The organism is Mariniphaga anaerophila (assembly GCF_900129025.1).
Lineage (GTDB): Bacteria > Bacteroidota > Bacteroidia > Bacteroidales > Prolixibacteraceae > Mariniphaga > Mariniphaga anaerophila.
In genome coordinates, this window is the sequence record NZ_FQUM01000002.1 from 361,245 (window position 1) to 386,440 (window position 25,196).

Here is a 25,196-nt window from a genome sequence, read left to right on the forward strand (position 1 = left end):
ATGAAATTTGTTGTGTTGTCTCTTTCGTTTTTGCTGTTTTGCGGAGCTGTTTTTGCCCAAAACTGGCAGCAAATTAAAACGGTTGACGATGTGTGTAAAGCTTATCCGGAAGCGATGGAAAAGATGCTGGGGCAGTTTAATGTTGAATACCCGGGAATGGAGAACGTGAAAAAAGCCCGGGATTCGGGAAATCTTACCAAAGCGTGCACACAACTTTTAAACTATTACCGGCACTGCGGCAATGCCGGGCATTTGAGGAACGTTTTGCCTGACGAGTCGAATCGCACGGATGCTGAAGCGGACACTATTTTGAAAAATGTTTTTGTAATTCAGAATGTCAGGGGTGAGGTTCCTTTTTTGGAAGACGGACACCGCGACTGGTATTACAAAGGCCCGAACAACGATAGGGAGTGGGCATGGCTTTCCAACAGGCACAGCCAGATTAGCTATGTGCTTTCAACCTATTTAAAAACCGGGAATCCAAAGTATGCTGCTTACATCGATTTGTTTTTACGCGATTTTATTATCAAAAGCATGCCTTATCCGGAGAAGAAAAGCAGCACTTCGGTGTGGCGTGGCTTGGAAGTTAGCTTCCGGGGGAAGGTTTGGTCGCAGATTTTTTATGGATTGATGGACAGTAAATACCTTTTGCCGGCAACCCGGTTGCTGATGTTAAGCAGTTTGCCCGACCATGCCCATTATAACCGTAATTTTCATGGCGAAAATAACTGGCTCACCATGGAAATTTCGGCGCTGGCAACCGTTGCAACCAATTTCCCCGAATACAAAGATGCGCCCGAATGGTTGGATTATTCAGTCGGCACAATGGTTGAAAGCATGAAAGGCCAGATTTATCCCGATGGTGTACAAACAGAACTGACTTTGCATTACCATATTGTTGCGTTAGCCAATTTCGAGCTTTTCAAAAATATTTGCGAAAATGCCAATCGCACGCTTCCCGACTATTATTTGGAAACCCTCGAAAAAATGCAGAACTATCTGGCTTACACCATGCGGCCTAATGGTACCGGCATTTTAAACAACGATGGAGATTTGGATGACAACCGGCAGCGAATACTTGATGCTGCAAAATCGTATGTCCGGCCCGATTGGGAATTTATTGCTTCAAACGGAAAAAACGGAGAAACGCCCGCAAACAGACCTTCCTTTTTCTCTCCCTGGGCAGGCCATCTTATTTCCCGCAGCGGGTTCGATGCCGATGCACATTGGTCGTTTTTTGATATTGGCCCTTGGGGAAGCGGACATCAGCATAACGATAAACTGCATATTTCTGTTGCTGCTTACGGGCGGGATTTGCTCGTGGACGCCGGCCGGTTTGCCTACACCGGAGAAGTGGCGGAAAAGTTTCGGAATTATGTTCGCGGAAGCGCCGGCCACAACGTTTTGCTCATCGACGGAAAGGGGCAGGGCCCCGGTCCGCGGCTGGCAGAACAACCGGTGCCTGAAAAGCACTGGCGTGTAACTGATGCGTACGATTATGCCTGGAGTTCGTTTGGTGAATTTGCCGGTGTTGAAGGAGTGTGTGAGCATACCCGGAGGCTGTTCTACGCCCGCGGCGATTTGTGGGTGGTGGTTGACCAGATTAAGACAGACCGCCCCAGAAAAATTGATGCGCTTTGGCACTGGCATCCCGACTGTGATGTCCAAATTAACGGGAGTAAAGTGGTTACAAAAAATGAAACCGGAAATTTGCAAATTGTTCCGGTGGGCAGCCAAAAGTGGAAATTGAATCTGGTGAAAGGCCAGGAGGAACCTGAAATACAAGGTTGGTACAGTAGAGAATACAATAAATACGAACCCAATGTTGCATCGGTTTATTCAACCAAAATTGAAGGTGACGATGAATTTGTCTGGGTTCTGTTTCCATCGAAAAATGTGGCGGATGATGTGAAAGCAGAAATCGTTTCGAAAACCGATGATGAAATAAGGTTGAGAGTTTTCAATAGTAAAAATGATGAGTGGTTTGTAACCATTCCGTTGTAAAACCGATGTAAAATGAAGCAGGGAAAGAAAGTACTGGTCACGGGTTTTTTGTTTATGATGCTGTGTTATGCATTTGGTCAGAATTCGTTAAACAATACGAAATTTGACGGCTACCGCGCCATTTGGTTCGAACTCAATCAGAAATACGAGTACGGCGATAAATATTCGGGTGCGTTGGGAACTTACACGGCCAAGCATGTGCCACTGGCTATTTATTCGGCCGAAGCCGATAAAACCTATTTTGTTTATGGCGGAACAACCAATGAGAATGAACGCTACCTGCTGTGCATGATTGGCGAATATGATCATCAAACCGGAATGGTATCGAAACCAACCGTGGTTTTCGACAAACAGGGAGTGAACGATCCGCACGATAATCCGTCGCTGATGATTGACGACGACGGTTACATTTGGGTGTTTATAAGCGGCCGTAATGTGCGGCGAATGGGTTACAAATTTAGAAGTAGCGCGCCCTTTTCAATCGAAAAATTTGAACAGGTTACTGAAGAGGTGATGACCTACCCACAGCCCTGGAACACCAGTTTTGGCTTCTTCCACTTTTTTACAAAATACACCGGAGTGCGGCAACTGTTTTACGAAACCAGTGTTGATGGTGTAACCTGGACTGAAGACCGCTTGCTGGCTGCAATGCCTGTTAACGAAGGCGAAAAATCAGGCCATTATCAGACCAGCGCCGTTTTTAACAGGAGAAAGCTGGGAACGTTTTTAAACCGCCATCCGCAGGGGAATGTAGATAAACGTACTGATTTATATTACCTCCAGACCGAAGACTTTGGCGAAACCTGGACCAACGCATCGGGCGAAATTTTGAAAATGCCCTTGGTCACTGTTGAGAACCCGGCACGGGTAACTGATTATGTTTCGCAGGGGAAGAATGTTTATGTGAAAGACATGGGTTTTAACGATGAGGGAAATCCCGCCTGCTTGTACATTCGAAGCAACGGCCACGAGCCCGGGCCGGGAAATGCCCCGTACGAATGGTGTGTAACACGTTGGATCGGGGCTGCTTGGAAAACATCTGTTGTTACGGAGTCTGACCACAATTACGACATGGGCAGTATTTTTATCGACGGAAGTAAAATGAGTGTTGTGGGGCCTACCGAGCCGGGGCCTCAAAAGTGGGGCGTTGGCGGTGAACTTGCTGTGTGGACTTCAGGAGATGGAGGCGGAAAATGGAAACGAGCCCGGGTTTTAACCCAAAATAGTTTGGCAAGCCATTCGTATGTTCGCCGCCCGGTAAATTTTAAAGCACCGTTTTGTTTTTTCTGGGCTGATGGCAATTCGCACGAATTCAGCAAATCGGAACTCTATTTTGGCGACTTTGAAGGGAATGTCTGGAAACTGCCCTACCACATGAAAAATGATTTTGAAAAACCGATCAAAATAAAATAGCAAAGCAGGTAACCACAGGATAAATAAACTGTTGAATATTCTTTTCTTAATGGATTAAAGCATAGTTAAATCAACCGATATGAACCGTAGAAATCTCGTCCTGATTCTTGTGTGTTTTCTCCCTTTAATAACTATTAATGCTGCAAATGCAGCGCATAAAAAGAAAGAGCAAAAAAGGCCGAATATTATTTTCATTCTGACCGACGACCAGCGTTGGGACGCGTTGGGCTACTCAGGGAATGAGATAATTCAGACTCCTGAAATGGATAAGCTGGCCGAAAGTGGCGCATATTTTCGTAACGGCATGGCAGCTACCCCTATTTGCTCTGCCAGCCGTGCCAGCATTTTTAGCGGCTTGCACGAACGCACACATAAATACACGTTTCAAACCGGCCCGATACGAACTGAATTTATGGAAAAATCTTACCCGAAATTGTTGAAAGAAGCCGGTTATTTTACCGGGTTTTTCGGAAAATTCGGGGTTAACTATTCCGATAAGGAAGCCCTTTTTGATGTGATTGACGATTACGACAGGAACAACCGGTTTCCCGATTATCGTGGCTATTTTTATAAAACGATTAACGGAGACACTGTTCATCTCACAAGATATACAGGGCAGCAGGCGCTCGATTTTATTGACAATGCGCCTTCTGGAAAACCATTCTGCCTGTCGCTGAGTTTTAGCGCACCACATGCTCACGACGGGGCTCCGGAACAATATTTCTGGCAAAAAGAGTCTGGCAATTTGTATGAAGATATGGAGATGCCGGAGCCTGATTTGAGCGATGAAAAGTATTTTTTGGAGCAGCCAGCCGCGGTGCGGGAGGGCTTTAACCGTTTACGCTGGACGTGGCGGTTTGATACTCCTGAGAAATATCAGCACAGTGTAAAAGGATATTACCGTATGATTTACGGCATCGATTTGGAAATTGCAAAAATCAGGAAAAAGCTGGAAGAAAAGGGGTTGGATGAAAATACTGTTATTATTTTGATGGGCGATAACGGCTATTTTTTGGGAGAACGGCAACTGGCCGGAAAATGGCTTATGTATGATAACTCGGTGCGCGTTCCACTTATCGTTTTCGATCCGCGGGTAAAGCAGCATCGCGATTTGGATGATATGGCGATGAATATTGATATTCCGGCAACCCTCCTTGATCTGGCCGGAGTTGACCAACCAGAATCGTGGCACGGGAAGAGCCTGGTGCCGGTGGTGTCCGGGCAGATGAAAGCGTTGCCGCGCGATACTGTTTTGCTAGAACATCTTTGGGAATTTGAGAACATTCCGCCGAGCGAGGGACTGCGCACGTCTGAATGGAAATACTTCAGGTATGTGAACGACAAGTCGTTGGAAGAGTTGTACAACCTGAAAAATGACCCGGGGGAAATCGAAAATCTGGTGTCGAAGCCGGAATACGCGGAAGTGGTAAAGAAACTCAGGAATAAACTGGACAGGCTGACGAAACAGTATGCTGATCCTTTTTCAGGTGTTCCGTCGGGGTTGGCGGTGGAATATATTCGCGACCCCCGTTATGCACAAATTATCGATAGCAAGCCCGAATTTAGCTGGATTGTGCCCCGGAAAGCTGTGTTGCAGAAAGCATATCAGATTTTGGTTGCTTCACAAAAAGAGCAGATTGATAATAATATTGGAGACATGTGGAACAGCGGGCAGGTAAGAACCGGAGCGTCCACAAATGTTGAGTACGCCGGAGCCCCCTTAAAACCGAATACCGGATATTTCTGGAAAGTGAGGATTTTTGATGAGGATAACCGGACTTCGGAATATTCAGCGCCTCAAAAATTTGTAACCGGAACTTTTAACCAGCGCCAAATTACTACGCCCAATTGGTTTTTGGTTGAAAAAATTAAACCAACACATTTTACCCGCAGGGCAGATGACAGCTATTTTATCGATTTTGGAAAAGACGCATTTGGAACGTTTGAAATTGATTATTCAGCGGCAACTCCCGAAATCCTGACCATTCATTTGGGTGAAAAGCTGCTCGACGGAAAAATCGATCGTGCGCCTGGGGGAACTATTCGGTATCAAAAAGTTCTACTGGAAGTCGCTCCCGGAAAAAAGAATTATCAGATTCGTTTAACGCCGGACAAAAGAAATACCAACGAGATGGCAGTGGCGTTGCCCGATTCGTTTCTGGTGATTATGCCGTTTCGTTATGTCGAAATTGAAAATGCTAAAAACCTGACTGCCGATGATGTTACACAGGTCGCTTATTTCAACTATTTCGAGGAAAATACAAGCGCTTTTTTAAGTTCCGATACCATTTTAAACCGCGTTTGGGAATTGTGTAAATATTCTCAGAAAGCAACATCTTTTGCCGGCTTTTATGTGGATGGCGAGCGCGAGCGGATTCCTTATGAAGCAGACGCCTATCTGAATCAGTTGAGCCATTATGCGGTAGATAACGAATATGCCATTGCGCGGAGAACCATCGAGTATTTCATGGAAAAGCCCACCTGGCCAACCGAATGGCAACTGCATGTGGCAATGTTGTTCTTCCAGGATTACATGTACACCGGAAATACGGAGCTGATTGAACATTACTACGACGAATTGAAATATAAAACGCTGATGGCGTTGGAGGTAGAAGATGGGTTTATTTCCACATTTTCGCCCGCTCACAATGGCGAGTTGATGATGAACCTCGGATTTGCCGATACAACCAAGCGACTGCGCGATATTGTTGACTGGCCGCAAAAAGGCGGGTTTGGCGGAGTGGTTGGCGAAGACGACGGCTTTGTGTTTAAGCCGGTAAATACCGTCATCAATTCATTGTACTATCAAAACATGAAAATTATGGCGGAGTTTGCCGCTTTGTTGGGCCGGACAGACGATGAGCTTGATTTTAATCTGAGGGCTGCCAGGGTGAAAAAGTCGATTAATCAACAATTGTATAATCACGAAAAAGGATATTATACCGATGGTTTGGGAACAGAACACGGCTCGGTGCATGCAAATATGTTTCCGCTGGCCTTCGGAATTGTTCCAGACGAATACAAACAACGTGTAGTCGAACACATTAAATCGCGCGGAATGGCATGCAGTGTTTACGGGGCTCAGTATTTAATGGAAGCGGTTTACAACGCAGGCGCAGCTGATTATGGGCTGGAACTAATGACTGCAACCCACGACCGCAGTTGGTATAACATGATAAAAGTGGGGTCAACCATTAGTATGGAAGCCTGGGATATGAAGTACAAACCCAATTCCGACTGGAATCATGCATGGGGAGCTGTGCCGGCCAATATTATCGCTCGCTATTTGTGGGGAATCCAGCCCAAAAAACCGGGGTTCGAAGTGGTTTCCATAAGTCCGCAGATGGGCGATTTAAAAAGCTGTTCAATAAAAGTACCTGTCATTCGGGGCGAAATATCAGGTGAGTATCAGCGTATAAATAATCGGCTAACAAAGTATTCGATTGATTTGCCGGGCAATGTGTTTGGTGAGTTTAAAATAGCCTTGTCGCCACAGGATGTAGTAACGCTTAACGGCAAAATTGTAATTCCTGCTTTTGATTCCATACGGCTGAATCCCGGGAAAAATGATATCGAAATTCGAATAAATTCATTTTAAACAGAATACTAATTTGAAATGAAACACCACGCAAATTGATGCGCTAAAGTTCATGATTAAAGAATTGATTTCAGATAATTACTGTTAAAAAATAAAACTGGTCAAATGAAAAAAATAATCCTTGTCGTTTTAATGGTGTGTTTTTCCGTAGGCGCATTTTCTTACGAAAAACGCAATTTGCTTCAAAAAGAAGCCGCAGCATGTAACCTGAATCAGGAGCTTATTGCTGATTTTTCAGAAATTGGCTTTCCTGATTACGCTGAAAGAACGTTTTGGAACGCTCTGCCCGAGGTTGTTCGTAGCCAATATATTGGGCAGGCCGAGAAATATCTGGACTACAACTGGCCGGTAGTAAAAGCAACCGACTACCTGGAAATTATTCGTTCCGGCGACCGCCGGCAGGAAGTTTATGCTGCGCCACGAGCTGCGTTGGTCGCTTTGGTAATGGGAGAACTTACCGAAGGCGAAGGTCGGTTTACAGACCAGATTGTAAACGGCGTTTGGTATTACAGCGAACAAACCTGGTGGGGGTGGTCGGCGCATCTTACCGCGCAAAAGGCGCCACACGGACTACCCGATGCCGACGAGCCGGTGATTGACCTTGGCGTGGGAGAGATTGCCAATATTCTTTCGTGGACCTGGTTCCTGTTTAAAGATGAATTCGATAAAATCCACCCGCTCATTGCCAAACGGTTGAAAGATGAGATTATGAAAAAGGCAGTCGTTCCGTACTATGAACGAAATGATTTCTGGTGGCAGGGGCTCGACGGAACACGTGAAGTGAATAACTGGAACCCCTGGACCAATCACAACATGCTTACTGCTATTCTGATTCTTGAAGATAATCAGCAACAAAAAATTAAAGGCGTGCAAAAAGTGGTTCGCTCTCTGGATGAATTTGTTAATGTTTATCCTGATGATGGCGGCTGCGACGAAGGCCCTTCGTACTGGGGCAGGGCAGGGGCATCGCTCTATCAGTGCCTCGATTTGCTTAAGCGGGCCACAAACGGAAAGTTTAATGTGTACGACAATCAGCTGATAAAAAATATGGGCAACTACATTTATAAAGCCTACATCAATTATCCCTATTTTATCAACTTTGCCGATGCCGATGCAACTACCGGAGGCCGCCCGCAAATAATCTACAGCTACGGAAAAGATATTGGCGATCCGGTTATGCAGAAGTTCGGCGCATTTTTGGCACAAAAGCAAGCGTGGGGAGAAAAAACTCCGGGAGGGAAAGTAGATGAGCAAATTATGCAGCTGATGTACCTGAAAGAGATAGAAAATGCCGATGCTGAGAATGCCCTTGTTAGTGATTTTTGGTTGCCACAAACCCAGGTTGCCGGCGCACGTGACAAAGCGGGCTCTTCCGACGGATTCTTTTTTGCTGCCAAAGGTGGGCACAACGCCGAAAGCCATAATCATAACGATTTAGGTTCCTTCGTTTTATATTTTGATGGAAAGCCCTGCCTGGTGGACATTGGCCGCGAAACCTACACCGCAAAAACATTTAGCAGCCGGCGTTACGAAATATGGACCATGCAGTCGCAGTTTCATAATCTTCCCAAAATAAATGGGGTAGATCAAATGCAGGGAAGAAAATATGTGGCTACCAACACTAATTTTAAAGCCGATGCAAAAAAGGCTGTTTTTTCAACCGATATTTTCAATGCTTATCCGGAGCAGGCTGCTGTGAAGAAATGGGTGCGTTCTTATGAACTCGACCGTGGAAAGCGGTTTGTAGTGCGCGATGATTACGAACTGGAAAAAGTATTGGAAGAACCGACTACCATCAATTTTGTAACTTATTGCGACGTGTCTGAATTACACCCCGGAGTATTGTTGCTGAAAGGCGATGGTTTTAAGCTCGAAATGAAGTATAATTCTAAAAGTGTTTCACCGGAGATTGAGTTTATTAAAGTAACAGATAATGGTCTGAAGAGGTACTGGCCCGATGGCATTACCCGAATTGTTTTTACCGTAAATAACTCGAAAACAAAAGGGAAAAATGAGATTGTGATAACCGATGCCAGGTAGTAGTTATGTAAATTAACAGTTGATATTTGTTCCTGTGCTGCTGCAAGTTTATACTTTGCTTCAGCAGGAGAGATTCCAATTTTTTTATCAAGAGTTGAGGCAAAAACCCGTGCTAACGGGGCATTAAAAAAGAGGGAGTATGTGGCTCCCTCTTTGAATGTATAGAATGATCTTTTAAAATGATGTCCCTGTTTATTCCCCGGTAAGGCTTTTTATTAACTCAACTTCTTCCTGTATGTAAGGAGTGCCGTCGGGTCTGAAAATTTCATGAAACCAAAGTGGCGGTTCCGATCCATCTGGAATTGGTTCGTCCCAAGCGTATTTGGTGTTCGATTTTCCGGCAACCAGTCCCCAGTTGATCGCGCCAATATTTTCTTTTTTTAATATCGGCATTATATTCGAAAACAAACTGTTGTTTCTGCGAGCCATATATTCGGTACAAACCAACGGGCGTCCGTAGCTTTTCAATGTGTCAATTGCAGCCTGATGTTGCTCCGGCCCTTCGTAGTTATGGTATGTAATTATATCTGAGTTTTCAAGTTGAAACTTGTTTAAATCGGTTAAAGGGGCGCTCCAAACTCCTGCTGTCAATGGCTGAGATGGCCTAACTTCCCATCCCCATTCGAATACTTTCTTTAAAAGCGGCATCGATTTATTTTTGTACCCTGAATTGCCCGGCTCGTTGTACAAATCCCATAAAACGATGCGGCTGTCGTCTTTAAAGGTTGATAATACATCCTTTACATAAGATTCCAGTGTGGTAACCAGCGTTGAGTCCTGAAATAGTAGATCGCCCGGATCGCGCACCCATCCCGAATTATGAACGCCCGGTTTTGGATCGGGTTGTTTACCTGCATGGTATTCTGCATTCCAGCAGTCGTCGAAGAAAACAAAAATGGTTTTTATGCCATAACTGTCTGCAATGTCGAGGTATTTGTTAATGCGGCCTTTAAAGCCTTGTTTGTCTTGTTGCCACGCAACATGATGCAGGTAAACACGCATGCAATTCATCCCAATATTTTTAGCCCATCCCAGTTCACGGTCAATGGTCTCCGGGTCAAATGTTTCAGCCTGCCAGTTCTCCAACTGGTTAATGGCAGTGCTCGGATTAAAATTACAGCCCCGCAACCATTCGTTTTCGGTTTGCCAGTTTTGAGCCTGTTCTTCTGTCCAAATTGCCGGAGTTTTTTCTTTAGTTTGAGTACTGTTTTTGCAGCTTGTTAACGCGAATAACGCTGCAAGTACAATCAAGTAAATCTGGTTATTTTTCATTCTGTAAGATATTTTTTGATATGTTATATGAACTGAAAAAGGGTTACATTGTATTTGGTAAAGATAAACAGTAATTTGAAAAATGTATTATTATCTAGTTAAAAACAGGAGCAGTAGCTTCTGAAGAAGGAGATTGATTTGTTACCACCGGCCATTCGTTAATCCAGTGAATCTGATCCATCAACAAAACCCGTCCTTTGTCCGGGTTGCTTTTAAAATAAGCATGGTAAAAGATCCATTCATTTCCTTCGTCATCAGTAATAATTTCAGAGTTGTGGCCAGTCCCTACAAACACATCGTTTCCTTGAATAACAACTTCATAATTGTTCTCCATCATCGATTTGCCTGTTTTATCTACATAGGGGCCAATTAATTTTTCTGAGCGTGCAACAACGGTTTTGTATGTACTGTTTGCTCCTTCGCAGCAGGTGCCCGCAGAACCAAATAAATAATAGTAGTTTCCTTTTTTATAAATGTATGAACCTTCTATCGCTGTTCCTGAAATTTGGATTTTTTCAGCTCCCGACCTGATTGATAGTCCATCATCGGCCAGTTCGATGCAATAAATGCCACGGAAACTTCCCCATGTGAGATATTTTTTGCCGTTTTCTTCCCAGTAAAATGGATCGATAGAGTTTTTAACACCAATTGTGTTGCTTCTGAATAATTGTCCTCTGTCGGTAAACGGCCCATCAGGTTGTTCGGCAGTTGCAATACCAATTCCACATGTCCATTCTCCTCCCCAAACTGAAAGGGAATAATAAAGAACATACTGTCCATTGATGTAGTTAATATCAGGAGCCCAAATTCCACTATTTGGTTCCCAGTTTGGGCGAGTTTCCTCTGTGAAGGCAGTGCCAATAAGTTTCCAGTCAACCAGGTTTTTCGATTGGAGGATAGGTGTGTTGTGGATATCTTCAGTAGCATACAGATAAAAGTAACCATCATTCGCTTTTATGATTGTAGGATCCGGAAAACTTGATGAAACTACAGGATTTTTATAGGTTGTGGTTATGTTTTCGTTTGAAGGCTTTTCTTTTTTTTCCGAGTCACTATTGCAGGAACTGAGGGAGAGAGTGAAAAGTATTAGTGCGAGAGCAAAAAGGCGTGTTTTCATGTGATTAAAAAATGTTTGTTTATAAAGGTGTTAAATGAATTTCGCATGGATTGTCATTCCTTTTGATAGGAGTATTTGACATGCTATTTTTATAATTTCTATTTGTTGATATAATTGTTTTCTGCCGAACTTTAATCTTTTTTATGAAGAACTTCATCGGAATTCTTCACGAAATGTATAAAAAAAAAATCAACCGGAAGAAAATAGCCTCCGGTTGAATTCTGTATGAAGATATTAATATGTAGTATGTTTTTTATTTCTAAAATTAATTACTTTTTAATTCGATTTCTTCTCCAAACTGATGGTCATATTATAGGCATCGATTGTGAGGATGCAATCGCCAGCCTGTTCTTCGGTAACCGCCCATTTTAAGTCGGGAGAGTACCCTGAAGGTGTAGCCTGTAACTGATTGTCTTCCCAGATATTGGCACTGGCATTTAATGGCCTTAAGAAAGGAGAACTCCACTTGGCACTCTGATCGTTATAAGGCAATTTGAAATCCTGGTTAGCCTGAGTGGTACATTCCAGCGTGAAAATATTCGGATTATTTGGGTTCCAAGCAAATTCGTCGGACGAAGGCATTGACCATGCAATACCAATTCCCAGTCCTACTCCCCATACATGACTAAATCCTTTATACCCGTGAATAATTTTTAAGTCATTTTTATCAAGTATGATGGAATACAAACCGGCCTTGGTAACCGTAAATTCAACATCAGAACTGCTTACTGTTTCATTTTTTACCAAAGTTGTTTCGTCTTCTCCTTTACTCCACGAGCCTTTGTCTTCGGTTATAGAATTTACAAACTTAAATGTGCCTTCCTGTAAAGTTCCAATCCATTCGTAGTTGTTCCCGATATTTCGGCCTTCAATAATCTCGGTAAGTTTAATGCCATTGGTTGTTTCCGGTCCTTTAGGATTGGCGGAGCCGACGAGATAAAGATTGACCGGTGCAATTTCGAAGGTTGTTACAGTAACGTTAGTTGTTGATATTTCCGGCTTTACAAAATAATCTCCTTCCGACCAGGCTATTACTTCTGCTTCCAGTTGAGTGGTACTGCCAAAGTTCACGCCCAAACCATATAGCATTGAATTTAAATCGAAATGATTGATGCTGTACTCTGAGACTCCTTCTTCTATTTCAATTTTGTCGATAGCTGTGGTTAATCCCGGCAAACCCATTTTAAAATAATAGGTTATTTGTCCGTTATTACTACGTTGCTGTGCCGTATCCCAACGGAAAGTAAGGGCCGTTTCATTCATTAAATCTTGCGACAAAGATATCTCATCAACATTGGCAGTTAAATGCATTCCATCTTCAACGGTATCTATAACAATGTTGACATCATCGTCATCACCGCAACTGGCCATTACTAGCAAACTGATGACAAAAAATATTGCTTTTATGTTTATTTTTTTCATTGAATCTCTGTTTAATAAATTGATAAGTTGTTTTTATTCTGACTCTGTCCAGTAAGGTGATTGTACCAGGTTAGGGTTTTTGTCAATTTCGGTCTGGTAAATCGGGAACCAATAGTATTTCTTCTGATAAACCCTTTTTTGGTATTGGGTACGGACAAAGAAGGCATTTGGATTGGCTGGGTCATCCGATTTTTCGGTACCTGAAAAATTCATTCCATAGAAATCACCATCAAGTGTTTCTTCTGCTTCTTTCCAGCGTCTAAGGTCATCGTAACGAACGCCTTCTCCGCAAAGTTCAACTCTGCGTTCTCTGCGGATAAGATTCCTCATTTCATCTTGGTTTTTAAGGTCTACTTTTATATAACCTTCAATTTGCGACGTAGCGTATTCTGGAATACCTGCCCGTTCACGTATCAGGTTGAGGTAGGTTAAAATTTCCGCATCCCCCGGACGCACTTCATTTAGTATTTCACAGTAGCTCAAGTAAGCTTCAGCCAAACGGTAAACAATTCCCGGGCGATATTTATAAGAGTTATTTTTTGAATCGGAATTAGGATGTTTCCGTTTTAATCCTAAATACCCATTTTGTGGAGCGTCGTGGGTGTAGTTATTATCTTTTCCGTATTTATAAAAATCCACATTCCGTTTGTCCCAAATGTAATAGCGTTCGTTCCAAAGTATTGCATTGTAAAAGCGGGGCTCGCGGTTTACATACATGTTAAATGTTCCGGCCTTGGCAGCAACTCCTTCTTTTCCATCGTACCAATTCCAGTTGTCGGCGGTTCTTACATCGTCAGTGGTTGAAAAACCGATTTCAGTATAACCCGATTCTGGATTTATGACGGGTTTGGTTTTATCGCCATTTTCGTAACCTACTATTGCAGGAAGTCCGTTTTTCATAAAGAATGCATCAACCAATGACTGTGTCATTCCCAAACCACCGTTTCCTTTTGCACCGTATGGAGATGTGAATTTGTCCAAGGAGGTGTGATTCTGAGGACGGGCGAAAAGGATTTCTTTATTTCCATCAGCATAAGTACGGGCATGTACCCAGGCTGTAGAGGCGAAGGCATCTATACTTCCATCATTATTATACATTTTGTATAACTTGTGGCCTGCTTCTTCTGCTTTCTCCAGTAGCAGTTTATGTGCATTTAAAGCCCTGGTCCATTTGGATTGATCATAAGTACTGTTAAAAAGCGGCGTCCCTTCTGTATCTGTAAAATCAGCATAATCAGAATTGCCGTTTACAAGCGGAGATGCTGCAAATAGTAACATACGGGCACGTGCAGCCAGACACATAACTGAAGTTATTCTTCCGTATTTAATTTCCTGTGTATATGTCGCAGGCAATGCTTTTGAAGCTTCAAGCATTTCATTATCACACCATTCAATTATTTTGTCGTAAGGAACAGGACCGGTAAGCAGTTCCTCGGTTGAACCATCGGAGGGGGCAATGTAATCGGGTTGAAATGGACAAACGCCGTAGCAATTCAGAAACAAGCTGTAATAATAAGCTTGTAAAAATCGGCATTCTGCTTTTATGTATGTCACTTCTTGTTCATCTATAGTTGTACCTTCGATTGGAATAGCATTTTTTCTTAAAATATTTGCAGTACGGATTCGTCGTGGAAGGTCAGCCCAGTAATTCCCTTTCCATGCGGTTGCTGTATTCCAATTCCCGGTAATTTTTGGGATAGCATCCCATCCCCACTGTTGCCACCGTTCAGAAGGAGTCCAGTCGTCGCCAAAAACACTCCAGCCGGTAGTTGATAGATATCCCCAGGAGGGGTCTGGAATTCCGAAATATACATAAGCCAACATACCTTCCATCCGGTCTTTATCTGTAAATACCATGTCCATGGTTAATTCTGTATCAGCTTCTTTATCCAGATAATCAGAACAGGAAATCAGAGTACTTAACAGAACTAGTATTATATATCTAATTTGTATTTTCATTTTTAGATGTTTTATTATTGTTTGCTATATCAAAATATTAGATCAACGCCCAGCATGACAGATTTGAGGGATGGATATTTACATCCGTTGGAGGTTGAGAGTTCAGGATCCCATAATTTGAATTTAGAAAATGTCAGAAGATTGTTTCCACTGATATAAATACGACAGGCTTTGACTTTGTTTTTTGTTATCGACTTCGGAATATTGTAGCCAAATTCAACCTGTTTCAGACGAAGAAAACTCATATCCTTTTTCCACCAGGTGGAATTTGCATTATTATTATAATTTGTGGCGTACGACAAGCGTGGCCAGAATACGTCTTGGGAAGGGCTTTCTTCCGTCCATCTATCGGTGTAATTTGTGAAAATATTTCCCAGGATTCCCTGTCCTGACCCCGGTATAAAATAATCACTTTCATCTCCAATAAAACGATAAGTATCGCCTATTCCCTGAAAGAAAATACTAAAGTCGAAGCCATGGAATGAAATATTACCGCCGAAACCGTAAACCATACGAGGGTCGTTGGTTCCACCAATATATCCTTTGTCTTTCGAGTTAATCACTCCATCGTCGTTCCAGTCTAAGAATTTTATGTCGCCCGGACGTACTTCAGCCAATTCGTTTTGTGGTAAATCGGACAATAAATTTCCGTCAGTATCAAAATCTTCGGCAGTATATAAGCCCAATGCCTTATAACCATACATTTCGTTGATCGAATGACCTGTAATATCCTGATGCGTTCCTTGCTGACCGATTGGAACATCGTATTCCAGAATCTCATTCTTGGCATAACTTACATTGGCAAATAGGGATATGTTGGTTTGGTTAATTTTTTTATTATAAGTAACCGCAGCTTCACCTCCGCGGTTTTTTACTTTCCCAAAGTTGGCGTACGGTGTAGATAATAAGCCCGCCTGAGTAGGAATGGTACGCCGCTGCATAAAAATATTGTTCCTGTATTCATCAAATATATCTAGCTGTATGCGCAGCGAATTTAGCATTCTAAGTTCCAGCCCCAGGTTTTTTTTGGTTACAGTCTCCCACGTAAGGTTATTTACGCCAATTTCACCTTCAGTAACACCTTCTCTATAATAATTGCCTGTGGTTCCCCAGTCATATCCTGTGGCAGACGAATTCATTGTTGTGAGGTATGCAAAACGTCTGTTGGAACCGATTTGGTCGTTACCTGCTTGTCCCCATGACGCTCTGATTTTCAGGAAGTCAATTGTCCCTTTCATTCCTTTCCAGAAATTTTCTTCGGAAACCAACCAGCCTACTGCAAATGAAGGAAAAAAACCATAACGCTGCCCTTTGGCAAAGTTCTCAGATCCGTTGTAGCCAAAGTTGAACTCTCCCACATATTTGTTTTTGTATGAATAGGCAGCGCGGCCTGCAATTCCTTGATTTCTGTATGGTTGAATTCCTCCGTTGTCATAACTTCTCTGATTATAAAGTAATAACCCTGTAACATTATGAACTTCGTTAAATGTATGATCGTAATTAGTTACCCATTCCAGGTATGTTTGATTGTTCCCATAGTCACTTCCTTCAGAGTAGTTTAAGAACTCCGAACCGGAACTGAGAAGGGTTAGCATCAGTCCCCCCTCGTCATCACGAGTAGTTGCTGGCAGATAATAGGTAGGACTTTTACTTCGTGTTAACGAGCTGTAGCTGTAGTTGTCGAAAGAAAATGACAGCTTTGAACTTAACCCCTGGGTTATGAAATCAAGTTTTTGTTCGATGGAAAACAACGACTCAATTTTACTGCTTGTATAGATACCATACCCATATTGAGTTAAATAGGCCCAGGGATTTACACGTCCGCTACGCACCGGAATTTTACCATCTGAATAAACGGCAGGATGTACCATTGGCGGAGTTTGAAAAGCATAGTTCCATGTGGAGGAAGTTGATTTGGCCTGTTTATGTAGTTTTTGTAAGTACCCGCCAACACTAAAACGCATGGAAGTAGTTTTTGTCAGGTTCAAATCTACATTAGAGCGAAGATTATAGCGGGTTAATCCTGTGCCGGTATCGTAAGGGAGTGATTCATCCCGTTTCATAATACCATCTTCCGAGTAAACCGATCCGGTAAGGTTGTATCGCAATATCGCAGACCCTCCGTTTACGTTTAAGCTCGCACGGGTATTGTAAGCATTCGTTTTTGAAATTGATTTAACCCAATTAACGTCTGGATATAATTCAGGATCGTATCCTCTTCGAGTACGATCAATCGTTTTTTGCTCGTAGTAAGGAACCTTGAATTCTTCAGCAGCAAGGTCGTTTAGCAACTGCATGTGGTCGGCAGCATTAATAAAAGATGGCATTTGTGTTGGGGCGGTTACCGCGTGTTCTACTCTTACGTTTACAACCGGTTTCTGTATTTTCCCTCGTTTGGTGTTTACCAGAATAACCCCGTTTGCCCCGCGAACGCCGTACATGGCACTTGCCGCAGCATCTTTTAATATCGAGAATGATTCAATCTCTGATATATCCAGATCGTCAAGAGTACGCTGAACTCCGTCAACTAAAACCAGCGGGTTGGTGCTTCCCGAGAACGAAGAAATTCCTCGAATCCAGAAATTCGACTGATTATAACCAGGCTCGCCGGAGCGAGTTACTGCAATTACTCCGGCGAGTTTTCCTGCCAGGGTGTTTGAAATGTTTTTTGATGAACTAATTTGCAATTCACCAGGATTGATGTTCTGGATGGCACCAACCACTGATGCTTTTCTCTGTGTTCCGTATCCCACAACCATAACTTCCTCCAGGTCGGTTGTCTCATCTCTCATTACCAACTCAAGTGGAACTTGATTGGCTGGTATTTGCTGTGTTCTCATCCCCACAAACGAGAAGACTAGTATTGCGTTCGCTTTGGAGGGCGTTAAAGTATAACGCCCATCGTCATTTGTAATTGTCCCCTCCATAGTTCCTTGCACAACTACAGATAATCCTGGAATTGGTTGACCACTTGAGTCAATAACCCGACCCGAAACAGAATTTTGCTGGGGTTGTTTGATTTCAGTCAGAATTTTTTTGTTGAGGTCAGTAGCTCTACTTTCCAGCCTTTTGTCTTTTTTTAATCCAATAATAATTTGCCTGTCGCTTATTATAAATGAATTTTTAGTTCCTGCAAAAACCTGTTTCATTATGGACTCCAAGTCTTGCTCTGAGCAATGCAGGCTTACCTTTCGGTTTAAATCCAATTGATCTTCCTGGTAGAAAAACAAAAACTCACTTTGTTGTTCTATCGTGTTGAAAATCGTCTTCACTGTTGCGTTTTCGAAGTTCAGTGTGAATTTTGCTACTTGGGAATAGGAAGTAGAGCTAAATGCCATTAATGTGTTCATCAATATTAAAAAGATACTTAATCGCATAATTCGCATTATTTTACGGAGATCATATACTAACCCTCCGCCGGGTTGCTTTTTTTTCATAATTTTGTTTTGACTTTTTATTATTAATAAGAATTCGTTTTTAACCGGGGTCTGTTGGTCGCACATCCCGGTTTTTTATGCTTTTGGCTTGTCTCTTCTATTTCATAAGCAATTTTTTAGTTTAACATAGTTATTGGTTGATGAAAAATGCATCATTTTCGTATCTTACGGAGAAAGAGGCTGAGTAACCAATGTTCTTCAGAACCTTCTCTAAATCGTCGGCCAGATTGAGTTTTCCTGAAAACTTTACATGGCTGGAGAGTTCCCCGATAAAAATCTTTTCATTATAGTAGCGTTCCAGTTTTTTTAAGATATTTTCCACCGGTTCGTTGTTGAAAATTATGTACCCGTCAATCCAAGAGGTGTATAATTCAACATCAACTTTGTCTTTCGCCAGGTCATTATCTGTTTTATTATAGACAACACGTTCGCCGGGATTCACTTCAATAGATCTGGCAAATCGTTTATTCCTGGAAGCATCAATTTTGCCGGAAAGCAATACCACCTGCGAGTTGTCTTCCCCGGCATAAGAGGTCACGTTAAAGCGAGTTCCAGTCACCTTCACCTTTACGTCTTCTGTAATCACATAAAAGGGACTGTCTTGATTGGCTTTTACATCAAGAAATGCTTCTCCTGTTAGGTATACTTCCCTGATATTTTGATCAAATTTGCTTGGATAAGAGAAATGACTGCCCGAATTTAACCATACCCTGGTTCCGTCGGCTAATGTAATTTCCGAGCGTTTTCCATATGGAACAACCACTTGTATTAGTGAATGTTTTAGTGGCTTTTTTTCGGTTCCTTTTATAACAACAGTGTCATTGTTAATTGTGAGCCCTCCCGCTAATATCTGTTGGATTTTTGTCTGTTCCGTTTCAAATTCTGTTACTGTTCCGTCAGGCAAAATAACTTTTCCTTTTGCCAGTGATGCAGTGTTTGTTGCTTTAATTGGGAAAGCACTATTGTTTAGCTGAAGAAAATACGTCAGACTACCAATGGAAAGAATAAAAAATAAAATTGCAGCTATCCTTGCAAAGCGCCACCCAATAATTCTGCCGGACTTAAAAGATAAGGGAGCTTTTCTATAAAGCGTTTCAAGTCGTTCATTCGAAACAGATGGTTCAGTTACCTGAAATGATTTTATAATAAAAACAGCCTCTTCTACCTGATGTTTTTTATCCGGATTGTTTTTTATGAACTCATTCCAGAATTTTTCATTCGACTGGTTGGGGTGTAGAACCCACTCCATAAAATTGTCGTCAAGAACGAAATCTTCGGTGGAATAATTTTTATAATTATTAATGTCCATACAATTCAGTTTTTTAATTGAAAATACATTCAATGTAAAAACATCATCAATTTTTTCTTAAGTTTTTTGCATGAAAAATGAGGCGTTTTTTAGATTGTTGAAATTCAGTTTGCTAGACGTTTATATGAGGGAGACGAAATTGTTCTTAGTAATCGGAGGTGTAACTGGAAGGAGAAATAAAAAAGAACTCAAAACAATTTTATCAATCAGAAACAACTGGAGAATAACAATTATTGCGCTATTATTCTCACGACTTTTTTTGATGTCCATTTGTGAATTTAAATACGACGTAGGCATATTAAATAGGCTTGTGTGTTGAAACACAGTCTACACATGTTTTACTATCAATGCGAATAAAGCCATCAAATTATTTTCTTTTTCAGAAACGGAACTTTTTAACCCCTTTATCGCTTTTGAAATAAGATTACGGCACGCTTCAACGCTAATATCCATAATTTCTGCTACTTCGGAATATTTCAGTTCTCTGGTAAACCTTAGGTAGATTGCTTCCTTTTGCCGTGGAGTTAGGCCCAGTAACGCGTCCTGAACCATTTTTAATTTTTGTTCGGAATCTTCTTCAAGGATAATATTGTGCTCAACCGACCAGGTGACATCAAAGCTGTAATCATTAATAGCTTCATTAACAAACCTTTGTTCTCCTTGCAGTTTTCGTAATAGTCTGTTTTTGAATATTTTTAATAAATAGAAGAGAATATTGTCAGTATCTCCCAATTTTTTTCGGTTTTGGATTAAATGTACATACATGTCCTGAATAACGTCTTCAACCAAAACATGGTTTGACGTGATTTTTAGTCCATATAGATAAACATTTTCAGAATACAGGGAATAAATATGCGCAATCGCCCTCTTGTCTCCTTTTTTGAAGAGCTCCCATATTTCTGCATCTGACAATCCGGGAAATTTCATTATTCATTTCGATTTGCGTCTGCAATTTTAGCAATAACAATCGAAAATCTAAAACTCAGTTTTCAGTATTTTTACTTCTGTTTAAAGCAAATATCTTGATTTTGCCATTTCTGGAGAGTTGTATTATACAGCGTTTTTACATCGGCTTTTTTTGACTTTTTGTCTGTCTATTGAGTTTAAGGTTTTCCTTTGTTGCTTTCCCTTATATTAATCACTGTGTGGAAGAAATGTACTAATGAGCAGCCCCTTTTGTAAGTACTCCGGCATCGAATTTTTGTCAAACGGAAATGTTGATATTTAGTGTTTTATTGGTTGTTTGTTGTTTGCCTTTTTTGTGTCTGTTTTCTTATTGTGAAATCGACAATTTTTTGAAAGATATGTTGTAAAGTATATTTCATACATGAACGATTCTTTATGTTTGTATGTATGAAAACTTGCATTATCTCGTTACTAATTATCCTTTTAGCTGCAATAAACGGAGTCGGTCGCGATTTTCGTTATCTGCAATCGGAAAACGGTTTGCCAGACGGCGAGATAAATTCCATTGTTCAGGATAGTGACGGTTACATGTGGTTTGCAACATGGACAGGCCTTGTTAGATACGATGGTTTTCGCTTTGATATTTTCAGGCCCGAACTGGGAGATACAACCAGCTTGCCGGAAAAAAAGATAAAGATACTTTTAGTCGATTCTCACGATAACCTCTGGATTGTTGGTTCTAAAAGTTTAAGCAGACTAAATAAGCACGACAACACATTTACTACATATCAGTTTGAGGATATTTCCAATGGGAGTGTAAATATTTTTCATATTTCTGAAGTCAATAATCAACTTTTAGTGCATACAGTCGACGGTCTTTTTTATTTCCCGTTAAACGATGTTGGCAGCCACAATATTACACTAAAAAGGTTTCCTGTAATTTACCTGGGAGAACAGGTAAATGCCTATTTCGATTATTCGGCTTCGGTTGGTGATAAATTAATGTTGGCAAGTAATGGTACGGTGGCTAATCAATTGTATTTGGGTACGGTGAAAGAGGTAGATGGACTTTGGCTGTTGGCTGCCGATACGCTGTTTGAGGTTAACCACCTGATAAATGCGATTGAATATGTACCGGTTGAAAATACATTTTATATTGCTACCACTGGTGGAATTATGCCTTTTTCGGTAAGTCAGGGGCGTTTTGTGAAAAATACTTTTTTTCGGGGACAAAATATTCAGCAGGTGTTTTATGCGGGTAATCATCATATCTACGCAACTTTAACTCAGCCCAAGCTTTTGTATATCGATTTGCATACAGGAATAACAGGTGTGTACGAATCTAATCCGCACAAGGCAGGAAGCCTGCTTGATAATGAGATACATTCACTTTTCGAAGATTTTTCGGGTAACCTCTGGATTGGGCACCAGGGGCGAGGCATTAGCATTATGGATTTGTACCGGAAAAAGTTTTATTCGTTTATGCGCGATCCTTTTCAGGAAACCACATTGAGTTCGAATGCCGTGATGTGTTTTTGCGGAACAGAAAACGAAATAATAATCGGTTGCCGGAGCAACGGGTTGAATATTGTGGAGAAAAGAAGAACGATAGATAATGATATTTTTTACGAAACTCTGTCAATAAAACCGGAGAACGCTCCTGCCACTGTCAGCGATGGCGTGTGGGACATCGAAAAACAGTCAGACTCTCTGTTTTGGGTGGCTACTGATTTGGGGCTTTATCGTCTTTTAAAAGGGAAATCGGGCTGGAAGATGGAACCTTTTTCCGGAAATCCGGAAATTACTTTTCCTGTAAGAAAAATTTTTGTCGATTCAAACAATAATTTGTGGTGTGGTAGCCATGGCTCCGGATTGATTTTTATTCCGAATCCCGAACGAAATGAAAAAGGTATTCACTTCCAATACCAGGCAGACCCTGCAAATCCTCAGTCCTTATCTGATAATGTAATACTGGATATTTTTCTCGATAGTAAAAAACGGTTTTGGGTTGGCACCAATAACGGATTTAACCGGTTAACAGACAATTACGAAAACCTGGATCTGTCAGGGAAAAGTGTGCCTGACTTACATTTTTTGCAATATGTGGCAACGCAACGTAGTTCTGATTATCTGAATAATAATGAGATTAACTGCTTCTACGAAAATTATGACGGCAATTTATGGATTGCCACCCAGGGAGGTGGAATAAACATTTTTAATCCTGTTACCGAAAAATTTAGTCACATAACCACTGAAGATGGTTTGCCGTCAGACGATGTAATTTCTATGGTGCCCGATGAGGATGGTAATTTGTGGATTGCAACAAATGCCGGGTTAGCTCGTTACAACCGTTTTGAAGCAGACTCCGGCTTTACATTGTTTAATTCTGCCGACGGTATTCAGAGCGATATTTTTATGATAAACTCGTGCTACAAAGCAACTGACGGACAAGTGTTTTTTGGCGGAGACCGTGGATTTACCTGTTTTTATCCGCGCGAAATTCAGGTCAACGAAATCGAACCAAAAGTTTCTTTAACTCAGTTCAGGATTCGGAACAAAGTGGTTGAAATAGGAGATACGTTGTACCGGGGAGAGGTTTTGAGTTCTGTGTTGAATGATGTGGAGAAAATTACGCTTCCGTTCAAAAGCAATAATTTTAGTATTGGCGTTTCTTCCATTCATTTTCAGTATCCCGAAGATAATCGTATCATTTACATATTGGAAGGAATGTTTGAAACATGGTATACGGTGCCGGCTTCCAACCAGTTTGTATATTTTTCAAATATCCCGCCGGGAACCTACACGTTCAGAACAAAGGCGGTAAGTGCCGATCGCGTTCTGTCTGCCGCCGAAAGAACTATGCTCATTGAGGTTAGACCACCGTGGTATCAAACCTGGGTGGCGGTGATTTTTTATGCAATAATCGGACTATTAATGGCGTACGGTCTTGTTTATGTTTTGGTGAACCGGCAAAAGTTGATCTATCAGAAAAAAATTGACAGAATTACCATTGACAGTAACGAAAACAAGATGCTTTTCCTGACCAATATTGCTCATGAACTTCGTACGCCGCTGAGCCTCATCGCTGCTCCTATTGACGATATGGTGAAACACATGAATGTAGATTATAAATGGAAAAATCATTTGCAGTTAATTTCCCGGAATTCAAATTATTTGTTGCGGTTAATAAATCAAATTATCGATTTCAGAAAATTGCACGCGGGAAAGCTCTCTTTTAATCCGCAAAAGATTGATATAGTGAGGGTAGTGAAGGATGTCGTGATGAATTTTAAAGGGTTTGAATCAAGTCGGAACATAAACCTCCAGGTAAAAGTTCCGTCTGAGTCCATTTTAATTTATGCCGATATTCAAAAAATAGAAGAGATTTTGTACAACCTCATTTCCAATGCGTTTAAACATACATTCGACCACCATTCCATAATAGTATCCCTTAATATTCTGCCTGCTGATGAAGACGGGGAGCGAAAGTTGCAGATTACAGTTTTTAACGAAGGAAAAGAAATTGGCGAAGCGGACCAAACAAAGATTTTCGACCGGTTTTACAAAGTTGACGACACCTCGGAAGGAGCGGGAATTGGATTGTCTTTTTCGAAATCGTTGGTGGAGATGCACAAGGGTACAATCGATGTTGAATCGATGCCCGGAAAAGGTGTCGCTTTTCATGTGATACTGCCTATCCCGGATGTTGAAGTAAATCAGTTGGAGGAATCCGTATCCGTGGCAACTTCTCTGGCAGAAAAGAATTCTGTAACTGAAATTGATGACGATGTCTTACTCTCGGGCAATGGAAAAGCAACGGTTTTAATTGTTGAAGATAACGCCGAATTAGGCGAATTTCTCAAGGGAATTTTTTCGCGGAAGTATAACTGCTTATTTGCTGCCAACGGATGGGAAGCCTGGCAAATAGTTCAGCGAAATTGTCCTAATATCATTATTTCGGACGTGATTATGCCCCGGATGGACGGACTGGAGTTGTGCAAAAAAGTGAAAGAAAGTAAGGAGACTTGTCATGTCCCGGTTCTTATGCTTACTGCCAAAGATTCTCCCGAGCAAATTGAAGAAGGATACAGCGTTGGTGTGGATGCATATGTAACCAAGCCATTTAAACTGAGTTTGCTATTGTCTCAGACAGAACGTCTCATAAAAAACCGGGCATTAATCAGGGAAAAATACCGTACACAAAATTTTATGGTTGAAGTGGAGAGTAACAAAAAACCGCGCGACGAAGAATTTGTGCAGACGGTCAGAAAAATTCTCGAATCAAATATTTCTGACCCTGAATTTAATGTCAATAAACTGTCAAAAGAGCTTTGCATTAGTACAACTCAACTTTACCGCCGGATGAAAGAATTGACCAATCATTCTCCGGTAGAATTTATCCGCATTGTGAAACTTCAGAAGGCATATAGCCTGTTGGGCGCTGGAAATAACACCGTTAAGGAGGTGTGTTACCGAACGGGGTTTAACAACATGTCTTATTTTATTAAGTGTTTTAGGGAGCAGTTTGGGGTAACGCCGGCTAATTTTCGGGATAACGGATTTCTTGAAAAGGATGCAGAAAAAAGTGAGTAGCATAATTTTGAAAACAATTTTGTAGAAAATACAATAATAAGGGACTCAATGTATGATTTGTGTTAATCATGATTGATTTTGTAACCTGTTGTAAGTTCTAATTTTCATAGTTTTGATGTACAAATT

12 protein-coding genes are annotated in these 25,196 nt (G+C 41.4%); 5 read left to right on the forward strand and 7 right to left on the reverse strand.

The features are described from left to right. From BUB08_RS04695 to BUB08_RS04710, 4 genes are all read left to right on the forward strand, one after another. The gene (locus BUB08_RS04695; RefSeq protein ID WP_083570609.1) at positions 1-2,004 is read left to right on the forward strand and encodes an alginate lyase family protein; all 2,004 of its coding nucleotides are present in this window, start codon (positions 1-3) and stop codon (positions 2,002-2,004) included. A 12-nt stretch (positions 2,005-2,016) separates the two neighbouring features. After that, positions 2,017-3,417: a BNR-4 repeat-containing protein gene (locus BUB08_RS04700; protein ID WP_072999387.1), complete on the forward strand. Its 1,401-nt coding sequence runs from the start codon at positions 2,017-2,019 to the stop codon at positions 3,415-3,417. A 79-nt stretch (positions 3,418-3,496) separates the two neighbouring features. Next, on the forward strand, positions 3,497-7,015 hold the full coding sequence (locus BUB08_RS04705) for a sulfatase-like hydrolase/transferase (protein WP_072999389.1): 3,519 nt from the start codon (positions 3,497-3,499) through the stop codon (positions 7,013-7,015). A gap of 105 nt (positions 7,016-7,120) precedes the next feature. Beyond that, the gene (locus BUB08_RS04710; RefSeq protein WP_072999391.1) at positions 7,121-9,055 is read left to right on the forward strand and encodes a heparinase II/III domain-containing protein; all 1,935 of its coding nucleotides are present in this window, start codon (positions 7,121-7,123) and stop codon (positions 9,053-9,055) included. A 192-nt stretch (positions 9,056-9,247) separates the two neighbouring features. Here the strand turns inward: BUB08_RS04710 and BUB08_RS04715 are convergent, their stop codons facing one another. From BUB08_RS04715 to BUB08_RS04750, 7 genes are all read right to left on the reverse strand, one after another. Then, positions 9,248-10,327, reverse strand: coding sequence for a glycoside hydrolase 5 family protein (locus tag BUB08_RS04715; RefSeq protein WP_072999393.1), 1,080 nt, complete (start codon positions 10,325-10,327; stop codon positions 9,248-9,250). A 94-nt stretch (positions 10,328-10,421) separates the two neighbouring features. Further along, the gene (locus BUB08_RS04720) at positions 10,422-11,444 is read right to left on the reverse strand and encodes a family 43 glycosylhydrolase (protein ID WP_072999394.1); all 1,023 of its coding nucleotides are present in this window, start codon (positions 11,442-11,444) and stop codon (positions 10,422-10,424) included. 276 nt (positions 11,445-11,720) lie between these two features. After that, positions 11,721-12,866 (reverse strand): SusE domain-containing protein, encoded by a 1,146-nt coding sequence (locus BUB08_RS04725; protein WP_072999396.1) that lies wholly within the window; start codon positions 12,864-12,866, stop codon positions 11,721-11,723. A 33-nt stretch (positions 12,867-12,899) separates the two neighbouring features. Continuing rightward, a complete protein-coding gene (locus tag BUB08_RS04730; RefSeq protein ID WP_072999398.1) occupies positions 12,900-14,825 on the reverse strand; it encodes a RagB/SusD family nutrient uptake outer membrane protein in 1,926 nt (641 codons plus the stop codon). Positions 14,826-14,854: 29 nt separating this feature from the next. Beyond that, positions 14,855-18,262 (reverse strand): TonB-dependent receptor, encoded by a 3,408-nt coding sequence (locus BUB08_RS04735; protein ID WP_217651560.1) that lies wholly within the window; start codon positions 18,260-18,262, stop codon positions 14,855-14,857. Positions 18,263-18,392: 130 nt separating this feature from the next. After that, positions 18,393-19,571: a FecR family protein gene (locus BUB08_RS04740; protein ID WP_072999400.1), complete on the reverse strand. Its 1,179-nt coding sequence runs from the start codon at positions 19,569-19,571 to the stop codon at positions 18,393-18,395. Between the two features lie 327 nt (positions 19,572-19,898). Further along, positions 19,899-20,498, reverse strand: a complete 600-nt coding sequence (locus tag BUB08_RS04750) for an RNA polymerase sigma factor (RefSeq protein ID WP_072999403.1) — start codon at positions 20,496-20,498, stop codon at positions 19,899-19,901. A gap of 426 nt (positions 20,499-20,924) precedes the next feature. Here BUB08_RS04750 and BUB08_RS04755 point away from each other — a divergent pair, with 426 nt between their 5' ends. Continuing rightward, positions 20,925-25,070 (forward strand): hybrid sensor histidine kinase/response regulator transcription factor, encoded by a 4,146-nt coding sequence (locus tag BUB08_RS04755; RefSeq protein WP_072999405.1) that lies wholly within the window; start codon positions 20,925-20,927, stop codon positions 25,068-25,070. The last annotated feature ends 126 nt before the right edge of the window (positions 25,071-25,196 follow it).